The organism is Angustibacter luteus (assembly GCF_039541115.1).
Classification (GTDB): domain Bacteria; phylum Actinomycetota; class Actinomycetes; order Actinomycetales; family Angustibacteraceae; genus Angustibacter; species Angustibacter luteus.
In genome coordinates this window covers 706782-727675 of record NZ_BAABFP010000005.1, presented here as the reverse complement: position 1 = coordinate 727675, position 20894 = coordinate 706782, and the positions used below count along the sequence as shown (strand labels likewise).

Annotated in this window: 18 protein-coding genes and 1 riboswitch; of the genes, 9 read left to right on the top strand and 9 right to left on the bottom strand. The window is 71.3% G+C overall.

Translation table 11 applies throughout. The features are described from left to right. The first annotated feature begins 87 nt into the window (after positions 1 to 87). The 4 genes from ABEB17_RS12590 (at position 88) to metX (ending at position 4427) form a co-directional block, all read left to right on the top strand. The gene (locus ABEB17_RS12590; RefSeq protein WP_345717037.1) at positions 88 to 462 is read left to right on the top strand and encodes a YkvA family protein; all 375 of its coding nucleotides are present in this window, start codon (positions 88 to 90) and stop codon (positions 460 to 462) included. Positions 463 to 586: 124 nt separating this feature from the next. Next, on the top strand, positions 587 to 1651 hold the full coding sequence (locus ABEB17_RS12585; RefSeq protein WP_345717036.1) for a DUF4192 domain-containing protein: 1065 nt from the start codon (positions 587 to 589) through the stop codon (positions 1649 to 1651). 53 nt (positions 1652 to 1704) lie between these two features. After that, positions 1705 to 1819: riboswitch (SAM riboswitch) on the top strand. Positions 1820 to 1977: 158 nt separating this feature from the next. After that, the gene (locus ABEB17_RS12580; protein WP_345717035.1) at positions 1978 to 3294 is read left to right on the top strand and encodes a bifunctional o-acetylhomoserine/o-acetylserine sulfhydrylase; all 1317 of its coding nucleotides are present in this window, start codon (positions 1978 to 1980) and stop codon (positions 3292 to 3294) included. After that, positions 3294 to 4427, top strand: coding sequence for a homoserine O-acetyltransferase MetX (gene metX, locus ABEB17_RS12575; RefSeq protein WP_345717034.1), 1134 nt, complete (start codon positions 3294 to 3296; stop codon positions 4425 to 4427). Before ABEB17_RS12580 ends, metX begins: the two co-directional genes overlap by 1 nt. Here the strand turns inward: metX and ABEB17_RS12570 are convergent. Beyond that, on the bottom strand, positions 4414 to 6057 hold the full coding sequence (locus tag ABEB17_RS12570; RefSeq protein ID WP_345717033.1) for a glutamate--cysteine ligase: 1644 nt from the start codon (positions 6055 to 6057) through the stop codon (positions 4414 to 4416). The genes metX and ABEB17_RS12570 overlap by 14 nt on opposite strands. 133 nt (positions 6058 to 6190) lie before the next feature. Here ABEB17_RS12570 and ABEB17_RS12565 point away from each other — a divergent pair, with 133 nt between their 5' ends. The 4 genes from ABEB17_RS12565 (at position 6191) to ABEB17_RS12550 (ending at position 10455) form a co-directional block, all read left to right on the top strand. Continuing rightward, positions 6191 to 6592 (top strand): universal stress protein, encoded by a 402-nt coding sequence (locus tag ABEB17_RS12565; RefSeq protein ID WP_345717032.1) that lies wholly within the window; start codon positions 6191 to 6193, stop codon positions 6590 to 6592. Between the two features lie 232 nt (positions 6593 to 6824). Continuing rightward, positions 6825 to 8396, top strand: a complete 1572-nt coding sequence (locus ABEB17_RS12560) for an RNA polymerase sigma factor (protein ID WP_345717031.1) — start codon at positions 6825 to 6827, stop codon at positions 8394 to 8396. Positions 8397 to 8494: 98 nt separating this feature from the next. Then, a complete protein-coding gene (locus ABEB17_RS12555) occupies positions 8495 to 10030 on the top strand; it encodes a hypothetical protein (protein ID WP_345717030.1) in 1536 nt (511 codons plus the stop codon). After that, complete coding sequence (locus ABEB17_RS12550; protein ID WP_345717029.1) at positions 10027 to 10455, top strand: GtrA family protein; 429 nt, start codon at positions 10027 to 10029, stop codon at positions 10453 to 10455. The genes ABEB17_RS12555 and ABEB17_RS12550 overlap by 4 nt, the downstream gene beginning before the upstream one ends. Here ABEB17_RS12550 and ABEB17_RS12545 read toward each other — a convergent pair. The 7 genes from ABEB17_RS12545 to ABEB17_RS12515 form a co-directional block, all read right to left on the bottom strand. Further along, positions 10437 to 11258 carry a sugar phosphate isomerase/epimerase family protein gene (locus ABEB17_RS12545; protein ID WP_345717028.1) on the bottom strand — a complete coding sequence of 274 codons (822 nt, stop codon included), beginning with the start codon at positions 11256 to 11258 and terminating at the stop codon, positions 10437 to 10439. The genes ABEB17_RS12550 and ABEB17_RS12545 overlap by 19 nt on opposite strands. Further along, the gene (locus tag ABEB17_RS12540; protein WP_345717027.1) at positions 11258 to 12037 is read right to left on the bottom strand and encodes an NAD-dependent epimerase/dehydratase family protein; all 780 of its coding nucleotides are present in this window, start codon (positions 12035 to 12037) and stop codon (positions 11258 to 11260) included. Before ABEB17_RS12540 ends, ABEB17_RS12545 begins: the two co-directional genes overlap by 1 nt. Next, positions 12034 to 12861 (bottom strand): glycosyltransferase family 2 protein, encoded by an 828-nt coding sequence (locus ABEB17_RS12535; RefSeq protein ID WP_345717026.1) that lies wholly within the window; start codon positions 12859 to 12861, stop codon positions 12034 to 12036. The genes ABEB17_RS12540 and ABEB17_RS12535 overlap by 4 nt, the downstream gene beginning before the upstream one ends. 11 nt (positions 12862 to 12872) lie before the next feature. Beyond that, positions 12873 to 13859: a glycosyltransferase gene (locus ABEB17_RS12530; protein ID WP_345717025.1), complete on the bottom strand. Its 987-nt coding sequence runs from the start codon at positions 13857 to 13859 to the stop codon at positions 12873 to 12875. Further along, positions 13852 to 15039 (bottom strand): FAD-dependent oxidoreductase, encoded by a 1188-nt coding sequence (locus ABEB17_RS12525; RefSeq protein ID WP_345717347.1) that lies wholly within the window; start codon positions 15037 to 15039, stop codon positions 13852 to 13854. The genes ABEB17_RS12530 and ABEB17_RS12525 overlap by 8 nt, the downstream gene beginning before the upstream one ends. A 137-nt stretch (positions 15040 to 15176) precedes the next feature. Beyond that, on the bottom strand, positions 15177 to 15656 hold the full coding sequence (locus tag ABEB17_RS12520; RefSeq protein WP_345717024.1) for a DUF456 domain-containing protein: 480 nt from the start codon (positions 15654 to 15656) through the stop codon (positions 15177 to 15179). Between the two features lie 97 nt (positions 15657 to 15753). Beyond that, on the bottom strand, positions 15754 to 15981 hold the full coding sequence (locus tag ABEB17_RS12515; RefSeq protein ID WP_345717023.1) for a DUF7455 domain-containing protein: 228 nt from the start codon (positions 15979 to 15981) through the stop codon (positions 15754 to 15756). Positions 15982 to 16226: 245 nt separating this feature from the next. Between ABEB17_RS12515 and ABEB17_RS12510 the strand changes: the two genes are divergently transcribed. Further along, complete coding sequence (locus ABEB17_RS12510) at positions 16227 to 18362, top strand: DNA gyrase/topoisomerase IV subunit B (RefSeq protein WP_345717022.1); 2136 nt, start codon at positions 16227 to 16229, stop codon at positions 18360 to 18362. A 54-nt stretch (positions 18363 to 18416) separates the two neighbouring features. On the opposite strand, the gene ABEB17_RS12505 is transcribed toward ABEB17_RS12510, so the two are convergent. Beyond that, complete coding sequence (locus ABEB17_RS12505; protein ID WP_345717021.1) at positions 18417 to 20882, bottom strand: DNA gyrase/topoisomerase IV subunit A; 2466 nt, start codon at positions 20880 to 20882, stop codon at positions 18417 to 18419. Positions 20883 to 20894: the final 12 nt, after the last annotated feature.

Genomic DNA, 20894 nt, shown 5'->3' with positions numbered 1-20894 from the left:
CGCCGTTCGCGACACCTGGGAGATCTGCGGAACCTGGGGCGCCGCCGTAACGTCTGACCAGGAGAACCGTCGATCAGGGAGGGCCTCATGGCCGGCAAAGGCAGGACCGCGGCTTACGTCGCGCTGTGGCAGGCCCTGCGCGGGGCGTCCCGTCCCGGTGCCCCGGGGGTCTGGGAGTCCCTGCGGGCCGTGCCGCGTCTGGTGGTAGCGACGCTGGTCGGCCGCTACCCAGGCGCCTCGCGCGGCGAGATCGGCCTGCTCGCGGTCGCCGTGCTCTACATCGTGTCGCCCATCGACCTGCTACCGGACTTCCTCCCGCTGCTGGGGATCGTGGACGACGCGGTGGTGGCCTCGTGGCTGGCCGGACGCCTGCTGATGGACGCCGCGGCCTTCCTGCGCTGGGAGAGCGAGGGCGCGCCGAAGCCGGGGCCCGTGGTGGCTGGGAAGGTCGTTCGCGGCTGACCGAACCGTGAAGGGGGCCGTGCTGCACAGCCCCCTCATCCACAAGATCGGGCGTTAGTCCCACTGTCCACAGATCCGGTCCAGGCCCTGTCCGGCCGGCTCGTGAGACCAGACGCTGGTCGACATGACCACCTCAACTCCGCCCGCCGCTCCTGAAACCGTCGTCCGGGTCACCGGGCCAGCCGATCTCGTCGGAACCGTGCCGTACCTCCTGGGGTTCACCCCGAGCCGCAGCCTGGTGCTGCTCGCCCTGAACGGGCCGAAGCTGCGTTGCGGCATGGCCGCGAGGGTCGACCTGCCGGACGAGCCGTCGATCCTGGGGCCCTGGGCGGCGGACCTGCTCACCTTCGTCTCCCGGGAACGGCCCAGCCAGGTGGCGCTGCTCGTGTACGACGACGCCCGGTGGCGCCGTGACGCACGCCCGTGGCAGAAGCTCGTCGACGCGCTGCAGGGCGAGCTGGCCGAGCTCGGGATCGGGCTGAAGGAAGCGACCTACGTCTCGGCGGACCGCTTCTGGTCGTACTCGTGCCACGAGAGCCGGTGCTGCCCGGACGAGGGGACGCCGCTGGATCACGGCCGGACCAGCGTTGCCGCGACGGCCCTGGTGGCCAGCGGTCGGGCGCCGGTGCCGGGACGGGAAGACCTGCGGGCGCGCATCAGTGCCGCGGCCCCCGCCGTCGTGCGTCGCACCGGGCGGCTTGCGCACCAGCAGCACGAGGCGATGCGCTCGGGGGACTACCTCCAGCACAGCCGACGGGTCGAGGCGCTGTTCGCCGGGCTCGTCGCCGAACGAGCCAGGGCGGGTCGTGTCGAAACCAGCGACGCCCAGGCGGCGCTCCTGCTGGCCGGGCTCGCCGACGTCCCGATCCGGGACGCGGTCGCGATGCGCTGGGTGGGCTGGCTGCGACGTCCGTCCGGCGCCGCTCGTGCTGGTCAGGATGGTCCGACGGTTGAGGCTGCCGAGCACGAGGCGGTCACCGCGCTGCTGGCCGACCTGAGCCGGCGCTGCGACGGCGACTGGGCGGTCTGCCCGCTGACCCTGTTCGCGCTGCAGTGCTGGCACGACGGCGAGGGCGCCCTGGCCAACCTGGCGGTGGAGCGCGCCCTCGACCTCGACCCCGGCTACCGGATGGCCGTGCTGGTCGAGGGTCTGCTGCGGGCCGGTATCAGGCCCAGTCTCGACAGCTGAGACAGCCGACCGGTCCGTGGACGGCCTGGCGGCGCGTTGGTAATCTCGTCAGAGGTCATGAGTGCCAGCGCGTAGCCCCGGCTTGCTGGCCGGCAACCCTCCAACCGCGGTGGGGTGCCCCGGGTGATGACCTGGCCGGTCTGCACCTGCGACCGGCAAGCGCGGGTCCGTCTTCGAGCGGGCCCCAGGAGCTTGGAGCCCTCGAATGACCTGTCGAATGCCCTTCTGACGACCGCCGTCGTCCCCGTTCGCCCACCGGCCGTGCCGGTGCCTCTCCCTGCCCAGCCCCGGCTGCAGCGCAGCCACATTCCTCGTCAGGAGTCCCCATGAACGACGGTTGGTCCTTCGAGACCCGTCAGATCCACGCCGGCCAGACCGCCGACGCGACCACCGGCGCCCGCGCGCTGCCGATCTACCAGACCACGTCGTACGTGTTCAACGACACGGCGCACGCGGCGAACCTGTTCGCCCTCAAGGAGTTCGGCAACATCTACACGCGGCTGATGAACCCGACCACCGACGCGGTCGAGCAGCGGGTGGCCAGTCTCGAGGGCGGTGTCGGCGCTCTGCTGGTTGCTAGCGGCCAGTCCGCCGAGACCCTCGCGCTGCTCAACCTCGCCGAGGCCGGCGACCACATCGTGGCCAGCCCCAGCCTGTATGGCGGCACCTACAACCTGCTGCACTACACGTTCCCCAAGCTGGGCATCCAGACCACCTTCGTGGACGACCCCGACGACCTGGCCTCGTGGGAGGCGGCCGTCCAGCCGAACACCAAGGCCTTCTTCGCCGAGACCATCGCCAACCCCAAGTCCGACGTGCTCGACATCGAGGGCGTCGCCGGAGTGGCGCATGCGCACGGCGTCCCGCTGGTGGTCGACAACACGGTGGCCACGCCGTACCTGATCCGTCCGCTCGAGTGGGGCGCCGACATCGTGGTGCACTCGGCGACCAAGTACCTCGGCGGTCACGGGACGTCCATCGCGGGCGTCATCGTCGACGGTGGGAAGTTCGACTTCGCCCAGGACCCGGACAAGTTCCCGAACTACAACCAGCCCGACCCGAGCTACCACGGCCTGGTCTACGGACGCGACCTCGGCGTGGGCAGCGCCCTCGGCGCGAACCTCGCGTTCATCCTCAAGGCCCGGGTGCAGCTGCTGCGCGACCTGGGGCCGGCAGCCTCGCCGTTCAACGCCTTCCTCATCGCGCAGGGCATCGAGACGCTGAGCCTGCGCATCGAGCGGCACGTGCAGAACGCCCAGGCGGTGGCGCAGTGGCTCGAGGGCCGCGACGAGGTCGAGAGCGTGGCGTACGCCGGGCTGGAGAGCAGCCCCTGGCACGAGCGCGCACTCAAGTACGCGCCCAAGGGTCCGGGCGCCGTGCTGGCGTTCGAGATCAAGGGTGGCTCCGAGGCGGGGCAGCGATTCGTCGAGGCGCTCGAGCTGCACAGCCACGTGGCCAACATCGGCGACGTGCGGAGCCTGGTCATCCACCCGGCATCCACCACGCACAGCCAGCTGTCCGCGGAGGAGCAGCTGTCCAGCGGCGTGACGCCCGGGCTGGTCCGGCTCGCAGTCGGCATCGAGCACATCGACGACATCCTGGCCGACCTGGAGGCGGGCTTCCGCGCGGCCAAGGAGGCCTGATGGCGGCGGGGGGCGCCTGGTCGGCGGGGGACCCCGTCGGACGCCGGCACTTCGCCGATGTGGGGACGCTGACGCTGGAGGCACGCGGTGCCCTGCCGGACGTGACCGTCGCCTACGAGACGTGGGGCACGCTCAACGCAGCGCGGGACAACGCCGTGCTGGTGCTGCACGCGCTGACCGGCGACAGCCACGTCTCGGGTCCGGCCACGTCGGGGCACCCCACGGCCGGCTGGTGGGACGCGCTCGTCGGGCCGGGTAGAGCGCTGGACACCGACCAGTGGTTCGTCGTGGCACCCAACGTGCTCGGTGGGTGCCAGGGGACGACGGGACCGGCCTCGCCCGCTCCGGACGGCCGGGCATGGGGCTCGCGCTTCCCCTTCCTCACCGTCCGGGACCAGGTGGCCGCGGAGGCTCGGCTGGCCGACCGGCTCGGCATCGACAGCTGGGCCTCGGTCATCGGCGGGTCCATGGGTGGCATGCGGGTCCTCGAGTGGGCGGTCACCTACCCCGACCGGCTCCGCTCGGCCGTGGTGCTGGCCTCGACCGCGTACGCCACCGCGGAGCAGATCGCCTGGTGCGAGCCGCAGCTGCTGGCCATCCGGGCGGATGCGCAGTGGGCCGGCGGCGACTACCACGAGCTGGACGGGCCCGGCCCGGTCGCGGGTCTCGGTATCGCCCGCCGCATCGCGCACGTGACCTACCGCAGCGAGCTCGAGCTCGCGGAACGGTTCGGGCGTTCGGCGCAGGGCGACGAGCAGCCGATCGGGGGGAGCGGGCGGTACGCGGTCGAGAGCTACCTGGACCACCACGCGGACAAGCTGCACCGGCGGTTCGACGCCGGTTCCTACGTGGTGCTGACCGAGGCGATGAACTCGCACGATGTCGGGCGAGGCCGTAGTGGGGTCCAGCAGGCGCTGGGCCGGGTCACCTGCGACCTGTACGTAGCGTCCGTGGACAGCGACCGGCTGTACCCACCGCGGCTGTCGGAGGAGATCGTGGCGGCGGTCCCGACCGCACGGCCCCTGCTCACGGTCAGCTCGCCGTACGGGCACGACGGCTTCCTCATCGAGACCTCGCAGGTGGGCGAGGTCGTCCGGCGCAGCCTGGCCTCCGCGCGGGTCAGCGCTCCCTGACCTCGGCGAGCGCGACCAGCCGGGTGCGCAGCCGCGGCCACGCCGCGGCGAAGGCCGGGTGCAGCTCCCGCGCGTCGACCTGGGGCACGGGTACCCACTCGACCGCGTCGGACTCGCGGTTGGTGGGGGAGGCGGCGACGCCGTCGTCGGCCCGCGCCAGGACGTAGGTGTAGGACCACGGTCCGTGGTCGTCCTGGTCCTCGCCGAGGACGGTCACGGCACCGGGCTCGACGCCCGCCTCCTCCCAGGCCTCGCGGCGGGCGGCCTCGCCGGTCGTCTCGTGGCTGTCCCGGGCACCACCGGGCAGGCCCCAGGTACCGCCCTGGTGGGTCCAGGCGGCGCGCAGCTGCAGCAGCACCTCGGGACCGGCCGCCCCAGGCCGGGTGAGCAGCAGCCCCGCCGCGCCGTGCAGGCCCCAGTGCTGCTGACCGCACGTGCAGGCGACCCAGCCGTTGCCGTCCCCACTGGTCACCGTCGGGGTGCTGGCGTCGGGGTCGACGCGCACGACGTCCAGCACGCCCTCCCACCCGAACCGCTCGAACGCCCGCCGTTGCCGGTCGGCGCCGTTGCCGTCCCGGAACACCCGGGCCAGCCCGTCGCGCGCCAGGTCGCCGTCGCCCGCGATCTCGAGCCCGGGTGCGGCGTGCCGCAGCATCGAGCGCAGCACGTCGACGGCCGGTGCCAGGGTGCCGGTCGCCGGGTCCACCAGCTGACCGGCCAACCCGTACCGGGCGGCGCGCCAGGTAGCGGCTCGCAGCGCCGACAGTCGCACGCCCGGCGCCCGGCGTCCGGCTTCGTGCTCCGCCAGAGCCCCGGCCGCCAGGCCACGCACGATCGCCACGAAACCGGCGGCGTCGTCCAGGGTCGGAACCACATCGGCGACCCGGACCTCGACGGTCGGGAAGCGGGTGGCCAGCCGGACGTCCCAGTAGACGAAGCTGGCGTCGTCCACGACGCCGGCGTCGACCAGGGCGGCGACCGAGCGGTGCCACTGCGCCGCGTCCTGGGCCGAGGGCGGCGGGCCCGCGACCGGCCAACGCTGCCAGTGAACCTGGCGGTAGGACGCGAAGCCCGTGTCCGTGCCCAACCAGTACGGCGAGTTGGCCGTCAGGGCGAGCAGGGCCGGCAGCCACGGGCGCAGCGCCTCGACCACGGCCACCCGCGCCTCGTCGTCCACCGCCGTGGACGTGGGGTCGCCGACCCCGACGTGCAGGTGCATGCCGGCGATGAGCTGCTGGTCCACCAGCGCCGCCGCTCGCTCGCGCAGCGCGTCGTACCGGGAGTCGGGCGAGACGCGCTGGTCGGCCGCCCGACCGAGCGGGGGAGAGCCACTGGCCAGCAGACCGAGCCCGAGCTCGGTGGCCGCCCCGGCGGCGGCGGCTCGCAGCGTCAGTGCTCGCCCGAGCAGGTCCTCGATGCTGCTCCCGACGCCGGTGACGGTCTCGATCTGGGACAGCGGCAGCTCGGCGACGACGGTGCCGGCCGCGGTCAGGCCCGCAGTGGTCGCGGGGGTGGACAGCGCCGCCAGCAGGTCGTCGGCGCTGCTGCGCAGGTCACCGCTCGCGAGGTCGCAGACGTGCAGCTCCTCCTCGAGGCCCAGGGTGGGTCCGGTCGTGGGCTGCACTGCCATGGTGAACCTCATCCAGGGGCGTCGGCGCGGGGGCGAGCTCGTGCCCAGCCTACGGATCGTCGCAGCGCGGTCAGTTCCGGTACGGTCGTCCCCGTCCGACGGGCGCGCGGGCGGTGTGCAGCGAGGAGGATCGATGGCGATCGTGGTGGGCTTCGTCCCGACCAACGAGGGTAAGGCCGCTCTGCGGCGGGCGGCGGAGGAAGCGAAGCTGCGGTCCACCCGGTTGGTGGTGATCAATTCGAACCGTGGGGGCAAGGACCTCGCCTCGGACGACGCGGTGCGGTACGAGGCCGAGCTGGCGGCCGTGCAGCGTGAGTTGGCCGAGGCCGGCATCGACCACGAGGTCCGCCAGCTGGTGCGCGGCCTCGAGCCCGCCGAGGACCTGATCGCGGTGGCGACGGAGATCGGCGCCGACTTCATCGTGATCGGCCTGCGGCGGCGGACCCCGGTGGGCAAGCTCATCCTGGGATCCAACGCGCAGCGCATCCTGCTGGATGCGCCGTGCCCCGTGCTCGCCGTCAAGGCGGATGCGTGACGCTGGGTGCTCCCAGCACCACGACGCACCGCCGTCCGTGAACCGGTACCGCCCGTCTGCGGGAACGCATGACACAATGGGCTGTTGAGTCCGGCCGGGGGAGTCAATCTCGCGGCCCGGGCATTATTGGCCGGTTCCACGCGTTGTGCGGGTTACCGGTTGGATTGCCCGTCCGCCGTTTCCACTGAACCACCCCCGCGCCCACCCGATCATCCGCGACGAAAGGTTGTCCGTGTCGTCGGTTCCGACCGCCCGGTCCAGCTCTGCCGAGTCACTTCCGGCCGAGTTCACCCATCCCGCTCTGCAGGACCTCCTGCGCCTCGGCCGTACCAACGGTTTCGTGGACGCCGGTTCCGTCAAGCACGCGCTGGAGGAGGCTGACCTCCCACTGAAGAGGATGAAGGCCGTGCTGCGCACGCTCGACGAGCAGGGCGTCGCGGTGCACCTGGAGGCTGCACCCAGTCGTGCAGTCGCCGCCACGGCGACCAAGCGTGCTTCCACCTCGGCATCCGCCACGACGAAGGCCCCCGCGAAGAAGGCCGCCGCCAAGTCGACGGAGGCTGCGAAGCCTGCGGCCAAGTCCGCGGCTGCTCCGGCGAAGAAGGCGGCCGCCAAGAAGGCGACGCCCGACGCAGCCGAGGCAGCGACGAGTGCCGCTGCGCGCCCCGCGACCAAGGCGGCCACGGCGAAGAAGGCCGCTCCGGCCAAGAAGACCGCGGCGAAGCAGGCTGCCGCCGCGCCGGCCGCCGGCGACGAGGCAGCTCCCGCGGCCGAAGACGGCGAGACACCGGCCGAGCCAGCTGAGGGCGAGGCGGCCGAGGACGTCGAGGAGACCGGCTTCGTCATCACGGACGACGACGACGACGCGCCCGCCCAGCAGGTCGCGACCGCCGGCGCCACCGCCGACCCGGTCAAGGACTACCTCAAGCAGATCGGCAAGGTCGCCCTGCTGAACGCCGAGCAGGAGGTCGAGCTCGCCAAGCGCATCGAGGCCGGCCTGTTCGCCGAGGAGCGGCTGAACTCCGGCGCCAAGATCGAGCCGAAGTTCAAGCGCGAGCTGTGGTGGATCGCCCAGGACGGCAAGAAGGCCAAGAACCACCTGCTCGAGGCCAACCTGCGACTGGTCGTCTCGCTCGCCAAGCGCTACACCGGCCGCGGCATGCTCTTCCTGGACCTCATCCAGGAGGGCAACCTGGGTCTGATCCGCGCGGTCGAGAAGTTCGACTACACCAAGGGCTACAAGTTCTCGACGTACGCCACCTGGTGGATCCGGCAGGCGATCACCCGGGCCATGGCGGACCAGGCGCGCACCATCCGGATCCCGGTGCACATGGTCGAGGTCATCAACAAGCTCGCCCGCGTGCAGCGGCAGATGCTTCAGGACCTGGGCCGCGAGCCCACTCCGGAGGAGCTCGCCAAGGAGCTCGACATGACCCCCGAGAAGGTCGTCGAGGTGCAGAAGTACGGCCGCGAGCCCATCTCGCTGCACACCCCGCTGGGCGAGGACGGCGACAGCGAGTTCGGTGACCTGATCGAGGACTCCGAGGCGGTCGTGCCGGCGGACGCGGTGAGCTTCACCCTGCTCCAGGAGCAGCTGCACTCCGTGCTGGACACCCTGTCCGAGCGCGAGGCCGGCGTGGTGTCCATGCGTTTCGGGCTCACCGACGGTCAGCCGAAGACGCTGGACGAGATCGGCAAGGTCTACGGCGTCACGCGTGAGCGGATCCGCCAGATCGAGTCCAAGACGATGAGCAAGCTGCGCCACCCCAGCCGCAGCCAGGTGCTGCGCGACTACCTGGACTGATCGCACGAGTAGGAGGCCCTGATCCCGCACGGGGTCGGGGCCTCTTGCGTCTGCCGATTGCGGTCCGGCGACCACCGGCCATCGCCTAGGATCGCGCCATGCTCAACCGCGCTCGTCGACCGCAGGAACCGCCGACGCGGCGGCGGTGGGAGCGCTGGACGGACATCGGCCTCGGCGCCTTCGTCGTGCTCCTGGTGGTGACCATCGAGGTCACCAACCGCAACTTCTGGTTCGACGAGGCGATGGTCTACCAGGCCGTGGCCGGGCAGGGCTGGCTGGCCCCGGGGCAGCCGATGGCCTTGTTCGAGCAGACCATGCCGTACGGCGTGTACGTGCTGGACAAGCTGCTCGTCGACGCGTTCGGGCTGAACGAGATCGTCCTGCGGCTGCCCAGCCTGATCGCCTTCGTGGTGGGCATCCTCGCCCTGCGCCGGGCGGCCCGCATGATCGAGACCGCACTCGGGCGACTGTGTGCGGTGCTCGCCGGGGGCCTGGCGATGTGGGTGGTCTGGGAAGCGGGAATGTTCAAGCACTACGCGTTCGAGTACGCCGCGGGCGCGCTCATCCTGGCCACGGGCGTGACGCTGGTGCGCGAGCGCTTCTCGACGCGAGCACTCGGCTGGTTCTTCGCGGTGTCGGTGCTGGCGCTGCCCTTCTCGAACACGGCGGTGATCGCGACCGCGTCGGTGGGCGCCACCGCGGTGCTCATCTCGTGGGTGGCCGACCGCCCGGCGCTGGTGCGAGCCCGCCTGCCCCTGGTCCTGCTGGGCGGCGGGTACCTCGCCGTGTTCCTGCTGTCCTACCTCCTGGTCGTGAAGCCGGCTGCGGTCTACCAGCTGTCACTGCCGGTGTACGACAGCGTGGGTCTCGGTGCGTTGGTGAACGGCGTCCTCAGCATCTACGCCCCCACGGGCAAGCCCCTGTTCCTGCTCTTCGGCACCGCGGTGCTCGTCGTGGTGGCGGCCGGTGCCGTGGTGGGGCGGCGCCGGGACGCCGAAGCCTGGTACCCCTACCTGGTGCTGGTGGCCGCGATGGCGGCGATGGCCGTCGCCACGGTCCTGGGCCTGTCACCGTTCAGCAAGCCACGGCACGTGCTGTTCGTGACGCCGGCCATCGGACTCGCGCTCGGGTCGGCGGTGAGCACGCTCCAGCAGGCCGTGGCGGGCTGGACCAACCGGTCCACGGTCGTGCGACTGCTGGCCGTCGGTCTGGTGGCCGCCTCCGTCGCGGGGGTGCTCGGCGTGGCCTTCTACGGTGCGGCGCGCCGGCAGGAGGAGGTCGGCCGGGTCCTGGCGGCCGGGGATGCGGCCTGCAGCGCCACCTACACGGCCTACAGCTACCAGCCTGCTGCGCAGATGTACGTCGCCAGGGACCGACTCGGGATCGAGCTCGAGGGCCTGGTGCCCACGCGCTCGGGGCTGGGGTCGCAATCGTGGCTGCAGCAGGTCCGCGACAACATGCCGGCCTACCAGGCGCGGGCCGTGGACTACTTCCGCCGCGAGGGCAGTGGCTGCCTGCTGAGCGGTCCGCGGCCCGCCAAGGACGACCTGCTGGTCCCGTTGCAGCAGGCTGGCATCAGCTGCGCGCCGATCGAGCGGGCGGCCGGCATCGGCCTCTACCGCTGCGCGGCGTGAGCGTGCCGGCCGTGCTCCAGCGCCACAGCGACGTCGTGCGGCAGGTCCGCGACTACTTCGGGGTGGCTGCGGTCGGCCTGCTCGTTGACGTCGGCGTACTCGTCGCCCTCACCAGCGGGCTCGGAGTCAACCACCTGGTCGGGGCCACGGCCGGCTTCCTCTGCGGGTTGGTCGTCACCTACGTGCTCAGCGAGCGCTACGTGTTCTCGTCGCCGAAGATCGTCCACGCTGGTGCTCGCTTCCTGCTCTTCGCAGCCATCGGCCTGGTTGGGCTCTTCCTGCTGGACGGGCTGATGTGGCTGCTCACCGACCGGCTGGGGCTGTTCTACCTGTGGTCCAAGGCCCTGGCGACCGCGGTCGTCTACGTCTGGAACTTCGTGGCCCGGCGCTCGATGTACGGCGCGGCTCAGACCAGCGCACCGTAGTGCCGGCGCGCCAGACCCACGGCGCGCGCCACCCGGTCCACGGTGTCCCCGCCGGGCACGGAGCGCATCTCGATGGACACGTGGTGGGCGTAGCCGACCTCACCCAGCGCGCGTGCGGCTGACGCGTGGTCCACGACGTCCTCCTCCGGCTCACCCAGCTGGGGTGCGCTGACGTGGAAGTGCCGCAGACCGGGCGCTGCGGTGATCGCTGCGTGGACGTCGTCCCCGGCCAGCGTCATGCCCGCCGCGTCCAGGTGCAACCCGAAGCCGGGGGAGTCGACGGCGGCGACCAGCGCCGCACCCTCGCCCGCAGTCGTCACGAAGTTGCAGTCGTAGGCAGGTGGGTTGGGCTCGATGCACAGCAGGACGCCGCGCTCGGCCGCCTCCCGACCCAGGTCGCTGAAGAACGCGACAGCGATGTCGTCGACCTGCTCCGCCGTCATCGCGTCGGGGACCCGTCGGTTGCGCGGCGACCCGAAGACCAGCACGCCGGCGTCCAGCCGTTCCGCGAGGTCGAGGAACCCGACCAGGTGGGCCGTCGTGGCAGCGCGCGTCTGCGCCCCGTCGAAGACGGTCAGCTCGGGATGACCGAAGAGCATCGACTGGAACGCCACCACGCGGACGCCGTGATCGGCCCAGAACTGCCGGTAGCCGGCGACCTCCGCGTCCGACACCCGCAGCGGGTCCGCGAACACCTTGGTCGGCGCGACCTCGACGGCCTGGACGCCCAGCCGAGCGAGCTCGGCCGCCACGATCGGTTCCTCGGCCGCCTCCCAGGCGATGTTCGAGACGGCGAGCGCCATTAGCGGCTCCGCTCATCGAGGACGAAGGACCGCAGGTCCGCCAGCACCTGGTCCGCCGACTGCAGGTAGCCGCCGTGGCCTCCGAAGGCGTCGGCGTGCACCGACCGGACGTCGTACGTGCCCGGGGACGAGCCCGGCGGCTCGTTGCGGAAGTCCAGGTCGAAGCACTCCTGGGCGACCTTCCCCGTCGTGACGGGTTCGGTGGCGAAGTTCACCAGGGGGAACCCGGCATCCAGCGCGACGCCGATGTCCGCCCACAGGCGCCTCAGGTCGTAGTACTGGAAGCTGCCCCGGTGGTCTATCGCCGACAGGTTGTTGCCGGTCAGCAGGTCGAAGATCACGTTCTTCTTGATCCCGGGCCCGAACAGGCCGGGTAGGCGGACGACGAGCACGTTGTCGAAGCGGCTGCGGGCGAACTCCTCGAGCTCGAACCGGTGCGCGCCGTAGGGGTGGAGCCCTGGCGCCGGCAGCGGCGTGGTCTCGTCCACTCCGACGGGCTTCGCGTAGACGTCGACGGTGGAGACGAGCACGAGCCGCTCTGCCCTGAACGACGACAGGATGCGCTTGAGGTCCTCGATGTGCGCCCGGTCGGTCACGGGGTCCTGGTTGATGCGCCACTTCTCCGCCCGCGCCGCGGAGAACACCACGCGATCGAAACGGTGTCCCGCCATCTCGGGTGCCGTGGCCGAGGCGTAGCGGTGGGCGAAGTCGTGCTGACGGGAGAGGTTGCCGCCGACGAAGCCGGTCCACCCCACCAGGGCGTCGCCCGTGCCGCTCATCGCGGCTGGTCCGTCGCCGCGGCCGTCGGCCGGTACCGGTAGCGGCCGGTGACCGCCTTGAACAGCACACCGAGCACGTGCGCATTGCCCCTGACCGGGCTGATCTTGGTCGGGGTCTTCCCGTGCGGCGGGTAGGTGCGGCTCACGGGCGTCTCCACCGCCCTGAACCGCGGCAGGCGCGATGCCTCGACGGCCAGGTGGTAGTGCAGCTCGTAGGTGACGAACACGTCGCGGAACACCGCCACCTCGGGGTCCGTCAGGAGTCGGGAGCTGTAGGCCCGGAAGCCGTTGGTCGTGTCGGTGTGCCGGCGTCCCGCGGCCAGGCTGATGGCGGGGGCGTGCAGCAACCGGACGGACACGAGCCGGACCAGCGGCGTGTTGACCGCCTGCCCGCCCGGGATGAAGCGAGACCCCTGGATGTGGTCGTACCCCTGATCCAGCAGCCGCACGAACTCAGGCACGGCCTCCACGCCGTCCTTGCCGTTCCCGTCGATCACCACGACGCCCTCGTAGCCCTCGCCCAAGGCCCAGGCGAAGGCCATCCGCATCTGCGCGCTCAGCTTGCCGGGCCCCGTCTTGGTCAGCAGGGCGCGCACCCGCTGCTCGCCGAGGTAGGGCAGGTCCAGCGAACCGTCGGTGCTCCCGCCGTCCGCCACGACCACGTCCACCTGCTCCGTGAGCGGGACCATGCGGGTGAGCTGCTGCCGGATCTTCTCGCCCTCGTTGATGACGAACACGACGACGCAGTAGCGGTGCGCGCGCGGAGCGAGGACGTCGGCCCGGTACGTGGGCACCTGACCGGGGAGCGGGAGTGCGGTGGTCAACGCTGGTCCTCTCAGCTGCTCAGGTTGCGGCGGTCGAGGTCGGCGATGAGGGTGTCGCTCTCGAGCTCTTCCATGATGAAGTACGCCGGCTCCTTGCGGGTCTCCGCCAGGACGCGTCCGATGTACTCGGCCTGCACGGCCAGGATCAGCGAGAAGACGAAGAACATGGCTGACAGCTGCAGGGACGTCGTGGTCCAGCCCGCGGCGATGTCGGACCGGAAGAGGCGTAGCCCGACGACGTAGACGGCGTACAGGAGGTTCGCCAGACCGGCCAGGACCCCGATGAACGTCACGAACCTCAGGGGGTGCGAGGAGTAGCTCGTGATCATCTCGGCGCCCTTGATGACGTCGTTGCGGATCGAGCGAGCCCGGTGCGAGGCGTCCGCCGTCGCGTACGTGTAGTCGGTCAGTCGGTAGCCGATGTGCCGAATCAGGTGCCGCAGGTATCGCTGGCTGCGCGAGGCGTTCGCCAGCGAGTTCATCGCCCGTCGGGTCAGGCAGACGAGGTAGGTCTCCTGCTCGGGGATCTCGACGTGCAGGTACCGACGGTTGTAGGCGAGGAAGTAGTGCCGGACGGCCCGCCGGGGCCAGCTGCCGGCGACCCGCGTGGTGCTGATGCCCTGGATGACGTCGTTGCCCTGCATGGCCAGGGTCACCAGATCGACCACCACCGTCACGGGGTCGATCTCGGGGGTCAGGTTCACGACGTAGTCCCCGATGGCGGACTCCAGCCCCGCGAAGATGGCGGTGTCCACCCCGAACGAGCGCGACAGCCTCAGCACCCGGATGCACGGGAGGGTCGACAGCAGCGCGCGGATCTGCGGGATGCGCTCGGCCGACAAGCCGTTGAGGACCGCGACCACCTCGTAGTTGGTGTAGTTGGCCTGCACCACCTCATGCAGCGATGCGAGGAACGCCACCGGGTCACGCACCTCGTCGTCCAGGACGGCGATGACCGAGACGAACGCGTCGACCTTCCCCTCGACGGGGCTACGCACTGACACTGTCGTGCTCCAGCTCGGAGAGGACGTCGTAGATGTTGTCCAGCTTGCCGCCCATGATGCAGGTGTAGTTCGCGATGCCGTGGTCGGGCCGGTAGAGGATCGGCCTGCTGTCGTCGAGGTCGCTCTTGGCCAGCACCGTCTTCACCTCTCGCAGGGAGTCCACCTGCCGCATGGCAGCCAGCGCAGGAACGTACCGGATGACATCGGCCCGCATCCCGGTGAAGCCGGAGGTCCGGTCTGCCATCGAGAACACGGCCTGGGGGTCGAGTGCGGGCTGCCCGCTGCCGTCCCGCCACCGGTAGCGCGGGGTGAAGCGAACGTGCGAGAGCGTGTGCAGGCCTCGACTCGGGAAGGGCATCACGGAGAAGAACGGGCCATCCATCACCGTCAGACCCAGTCCGCGCAGCGCCGGTGGCAGCTCGACCAGCGCCATCTCGCTGATCTCGTGCTGCAGCGCCACCTGCTCGAGGTGCGACGAACGGTGCAGGACGTTGATCCGGGAGTAGCCCGCTCCGACGACGCGGTCGGCGGTGTAGCTGCCACTGCTGGCCTCGAGCAGCACTCGGCCGTCCGGGAGAGCCGCGATCGAGCTCACCTCGTCGCCCAGGCTGATGTCGATGCCGCCGGCCCGCGAGATCCGGTCGAGCAGCAGCTCGCGCAGGACCCGTGCATCGAAGGCGGGCTCGCGGACGGCGTAGCTGCGCTCGATGCGACCGGGGTGGAACATCGCCGCGATCGGCGTCGGCGCCGGGCGCCAGGCCGCGCCGATCCGGGTGCAGAACAGCTCGAACTGACGGGCGTTCACCTTGGAGTGAGCGCGAGCGATGGCGTAGTAGTGGTCGAAGTCGTCGACGACGGCGTCCCGGTACTCGTCCACGAAGCCGGGGAAGTTCACCCGTGAGCGGTAGGCGGTGAGGATGCTCCGCGGGTAGTGGTAGCCGTTGTGGACGCGGGCCTGGTTGACGTAGCTGGCCCGTTCCATGACCGAGTCCAGCATCTCGAACACGCGCACGTGCCGGAAGCCGAGCCGCTGACGCAGGAACAGGGCTACCCGTAGGCCGTAGAAGCCGCCGCCAACCACCACGGCCTCGTCGCGGTGGTCGGTCAGGGCCGACCCGTTCGGATAGGCGGAAGTGGTCGCGGGTCGCCCGTCGTAGGGGTGCCCGCCGCCCATCGTCACCCGATCCTCCGCCGCACGTCCGTCAGGGGTGCAGGGCACCGTTCCCGGACCGATCTACGTCTTCGGAAACTACCACGGCAGCCCTACCGGGCCGGGTGCTTTCGCGGTACTCCGCGCCCGGTCTAGGCTCCCTACGCGACCAGCAGCCCGGCGACCCAGGCGGCTGTCATCAGCAGCCCGGCGGCGAGCTCGATGAGCATGCTCCAGCCGGCCGCCTTGAGGGCGTGCACGGTCGACGGCCACGCGTCGGCGTGGGTACGGGTGCGCGCCAGCTCGGCCAGGTACACGCCGAGCACGAACCCGAGGAACAGCCCGACCACGGGGACGACGAAGAAGCCGACGATCCCCAGGGCCGCACCGGCGAGCATGGTGGACGCGGGGACTCCCGCCTCGCGCAGCCGTCGGCCCGGTAGCAGGTACTTGGCGACCTGACCGACCGCGAACAGCACGGTCACGACGGCGAGTACCACCCAGCCCGTCGCGTCCTGACGCTCCAGCGACCACACCAGGACGGCGCCGAGCACCAGCACCAGTCCGGGCAGCACGGGCACGACCACACCGGCCAGCCCGACCAGGATCACCAGCGCGAGCAGGACGTCGAGGGGGGTCACAGCGGCAGAGTCTGGCAGGGCCGCGACCCCCGTGCCGGGACGCGAAAGGCCCCGGCGCGGTGCGCCGGGGCCTCTCGAAGGTGCGTGGGGGTCGGGGTCAGCGCTCGTCCTCGGGCGCGACAGCGGGCGTCTCACGGAGCCGCTCGCTCTCGTCCTGGATGGTCGCGGCGGCCGACGTCAGCGCCGGGGCGTGCTCGCGGCCGTGGTGGGCGCAGAACAGCAGCTCGCCCCCGCTCAGGAGCATCACGCGGACGTAGGCCTGGGCCCCGCACCGGTCGCAACGGTCAGCAGCGGTGAGCGGACTGGTGGCGAGAGTACTGGTCACGTCACCTTCCTTTTCCTCGTCAGGGACAACGGTGGCGCCGAGCAAGTCCGGCGCCGTCGACCTGCATAACAGTCAAGCACGTCAGAACGTTCCCGCCGTGCAGCTTGACCGGCGGTTCGCTGAACGCTGAACCCTGCTCGACCTCCGGCGCGGCCTGCCTCCATCGGTCTGTCGGTATGGATCGGTAACCTTCGGGTGGGCCTTGAGAGGTCCGGCCCGATTCGCGAACCAGGAGCACACCACCGTTGAGCGCCCAGCCCGCAGCACGCCGCAGGACCGTCACGGAGGGTGACTACACCGCTCGACACCTGTCGGTGCTGGAGGGTCTCGAGGCGGTCCGCAAGCGGCCAGGCATGTACATCGGCTCCACCGACAGCCGTGGGCTCATGCACTGCCTGTGGGAGATCATCGACAACGCCGTCGACGAGGCGCTGGCGGGGGTCTGCCACCGCATCGAGGTGACGCTGCACGCTGATGGCTCGGTCGAGGTGCACGACGACGGCCGGGGCATCCCGGTCGACATCGAGCCGCGAACGGGCCTGTCCGGCGTCGAGGTGGTGTTCACCAAGCTGCACGCGGGCGGCAAGTTCGGCGGCAGCTCCTACACGGCCACGGGTGGTCTGCACGGTGTCGGCGCGAGCGTCGTCAACGCGTTGTCCTCGCGGCTGGACGTGCACGTCGAGCGTGGCGGCAAGGTGCATTCGATGAGCTTCCGGCGCGGTGAGCCCGGCACGTTCAAGGACGGGACGGCGCAGCCCTCGCCGGACGCCGCCTTCGAGCCGTTCGTCTCCCGCTCGGAGCTGCACGTCGGCCGGGGCAAGCGGGGCGTCACGGGCACCCGGATCCGCTACTGGTCCGACCCGCAGGTGTTCCTGAGCGAGGCGGAGTTCACCTACGACGACCTGGTCACGCGCGCCCGGCAGACGTCCTACCTGGTGCCCGGCCTGGCCCTGGTGATCCGGGACGAGCGACGGCTCCCCGGGACGCCGGGGGCGGACGGCCCGCACGAGGAGGTGTTCCACCACGACGGTGGCATCACCGAGTACGTCGAGTTCCTGGCCCACGACACCTCGGTCACGGACGTGTGGCGACTGCACGGCACCGGGCGCTTCCACGAGACGGTGCCGGTGCTGGACGAGCGCGGCCACATGACGGCGACCGAGGTCGAGCGCGAGTGCGAGGTCGACATCGCGCTGCGCTGGGGGATCGGCTACGACACCCACGTCCGCTCGTTCGTGAACATCATCGCGACCCCCAAGGGCGGCACCCACCTGGCCGGCTTCGAGACGGCGCTGATCAAGACGTTCCGCAAGCAAATCGAGTCGAACGCGCGGCGGCTGAAGGCCGGCAACGACAAGGTCGACAAGGACGACGTGCTCGCGGGCCTGACCGCCGTGGTGACCGTCCGTCTCGCGGAGCCCCAGTTCGAGGGCCAGACGAAGGAGGTGCTGGGCACCAATGCGGTGCGCGGCATCGTGTCCCGGGTCGTCGAGAAGGAGCTCACTGAGCTGCTGACCTCGACCAAGCGCGGCGCCAAGCAGCAGTCCGCGCTGCTGCTCGAGAAGGTCGTCGCCGAGATGAAGACGCGGATCAGCGCGCGACTGCACAAGGAGACGCAGCGTCGCAAGAACGCGCTCGAGACCTCGTCGCTGCCGTCCAAGCTGGCCGACTGCCGCACGACCGACCTCGAGCGCAGCGAGCTGTTCATCGTCGAGGGGGACAGCGCCCTGGGCACCGCCAAGCTGGCCCGCTCGTCCGACTTCCAGGCGCTGCTGCCGATCCGCGGCAAGATCCTGAACGTCCAGAAGGCGTCCGTCGCGGACATGCTCAAGAACGCCGAGTGCGCCTCCATCATCCAGGTGGTCGGCGCCGGCTCGGGCCGATCGTTCGACCTCGAGGCCCGCCGGTACGGCCGGATCGTGCTGATGACGGACGCCGACGTCGACGGTGCGCACATCCGCACGCTGCTGCTCACGCTGTTCTTCCGCTACATGCGCCCGCTGGTGGACGAAGGGCGGGTGTACGCGGCGGTGCCGCCCCTGCACCGGGTCGAGATCGTCAACCCGGGCAGCAAGAAGAACGAGGTCGTCTACACCTACTCCGAGACCGAGCTGCGCACGCTGCTCAAGCAGCTGGAGAAGAAGGGCAAGCGTTACAAGGAGCCCATCCAGCGCTACAAGGGCCTGGGCGAGATGGACGCCGACCAGCTGGCCGAGACGACCATGGACCCTCGGCACCGCACCCTGCGCCGCGTCACCGTGCCGGACGCCGAGCGCGCCGAGCGCGTCTTCGAGCTGCTCATGGGGTCGGACGTGGCCCCGCGCAAGGACTTCCTCGTCGAGGGCGCCGCCGACCTCGACCGCGAGCGCATCGACGCCTGAGCGGGTCCCACCGCGAGCAGGCGCCCGCCCAGCGCGGGCGTCAGGGCGCGAGCGTCAGTTCGCCGGGGAGACCGGGCCGGCCGGAGCGGTGACCGCGGCGATCGGAGCCGGCGCCGGGACGCCGGACCCGTCCCGCTTGCCGGTGGCGGCGGGCAGCTCGAGTGCGCTGCCGTTCGCGGCGCTGGCCCGCGCGGGGGTCGCACCGGCCCAGCCGAGGATCAGCGTGTCCTCGCCCCGCAGGAAGCGGTGGCAGCGGACCCCGCCGGTGGCGCGCCCCTTGCCGGGGTACTCCGACCAGGGCGTCACCTTGACGGCGCCAGGCTCGGTGCCGGGCAGGGCCCCCGTCGACCCGGCGACGGTGACCACCACGGCGTCCGCCGCCGGGTCCACGGCGCCGAACCAGACGGCCGTGGCGCCCGCCCCGAGCTTGACGCCGGCCATGCCGCCGGCCGGTCGGCCCTGAGGTCGCACGGACGCCGCCGGGAAGTGCAGCAGCTGGGCGTCCGAGGTGATGAAGCACAGCTCCACGGCCTCGGTGGCGAGCTCGACCGCACCGACGACCTCGTCGCCGTCCTTGAGCCCGATCAGCTCCCACTCCTCGCGGCCGCCCGGGTGGTCCGGGACGACCCGCTTGACCACGCCATGGGCGGTGCCGAGCGCGAGGCCGACCGAACCGGCGTCCAGCGAGCTCAGCGTCAGCACGCGCTCGCCCGCCGGGAGGTCGACGAAGGCGCCGAGCGGGGCACCGCCGGCCAGGCTGGGGGAGCCGTTCGTCGGTGGCAGGGAGGGCAGCTCGAGGACGGACAGCCGGCGAGCGCGGCCGCGGGAGGTGACCAGAGCCACCTCGCCACGGGCGGTCGTGCGGATCGCGGCCAGGATCGAGTCGTGCTGGTGCCGCTCACCGGAGTGCGGGAGGGGCTCGTCACTCGCGGTGCGGGCCAGCAGCCCGGTCGACGAGAGCAGCACCCAGCACGGGTCGTCGGCGACCTCGAGGGGGGTGGCCGCGGTCGCCGGGGCACCGGCCGAGGCCAGCAGGACGGTGCGCCGGGGAGTGCCGTGCGCCTTGGCGACCTCGGCGAGCTCGTCGGAGACGACGCGTCGCAGCGCGCCCTCGTCGCCGAGCACGGCGCGCAGCTCCTCGATCTGGCGGCGCAGCTCCTCTGCCTCCTTCTCGAGCTCGATCCGGCTGAACTTGGTGAGCCGGCGCAGCCGGAGCTCGAGGATGTACTCAGCCTGCTGCGTCGACAGGTCGAACACCTGGGTCAGCCGGGTCCGCGCGGTGTCCGCGTCGTCGCTGGACCGGATGATCGCGATGACCTCGTCGATGTCCAGGATGGCCACCAGCAGGCCCTCGACGAGGTGCAGCCGCTCCTCGCGGCGGGCCAGCCGGAACTGGCTGCGGCGACGCACCACGTCGATCCGGAAGTCCACGTAGACCCGCAGCAGCTCGCGCAGGCCGAGGGTGCGTGGCTGGCCGTCGACCAGCGCCACGTTGTTGATGCCGAAGGAGTCCTCCATCGGCGTCAGCTTGTACAGCTGCTCGAGCACGGCGTCCGGGTTGAAGCCGTTCTTGACCTCGATGACGAGCCGCAGCCCGTGGCTGCGGTCGGTCAGGTCCACGACGTCCGCGATGCCCTGGATCTTCTTCGCCCGGGCCAGGTCCACGATCTTCTCGCGCACCTTCTCGGGGCCGACCGTGTACGGCAGCTCGGTGACCACGATGCCCTTGCGGCGAGGGGTGATCGCCTCCACCCGAGCCGTGGCCCGGGTGCGGAAGGTGCCGCGGCCCGTCTCGTACGCCTCGCGGATCCCGTCCAGGCCGACGATCCGGCCGCCGGTCGGCAGGTCCGGCCCGGGAACGAAGCGCATCAGATCGTCGAGCGTCGCGTCGGGGTGCGCGATCAGGTGCCTCGCCGCGCCGATCACCTCGACGAGGTTGTGCGGGGCCATGTTCGTCGCCATGCCGACCGCGATGCCGCTGGCGCCGTTGACCAGCAGGTTGGGGTAGGCCGCGGGCAGGACCTCGGGCTGGGTCAGCTGGTCGTCGTAGTTCGGCACGAACTCGACGGTCGCCTCGTCCAGCGAGGCCGTCATCAGCAGCGCGGCCGGGGCCAGCCGCGCCTCCGTGTACCGCATGGCCGCCGGGCCGTCGTCGGGCGATCCGAAGTTGCCGTGCCCGTCGACGACGGGCAGCCGCAGCGAGAAGGGTTGGGCCATCCGGACGAGCGCGTCGTAGATGGCGCCGTCGCCGTGCGGGTGGAACTTGCCCATGACCTCGCCGACGACCCGGGAGCTCTTCACGTGCCCGCGCTCGGGGCGCAGGCCCATCTCGGACATCGAGTACAGGATGCGGCGCTGCACCGGCTTGAGGCCGTCCCGCGCGTCCGGCAGGGCGCGCGAGTAGATGACCGAGTAGGCGTACTCGAGGAACGAGTCCTGCATCTCGTTCTGGACGTCGATGTCGACGATCCGCTCGGTGTAGTCCTCGGGCGGAGGGGTGGGCGACGATCGACGTGCCATGGCGCGGGAGAG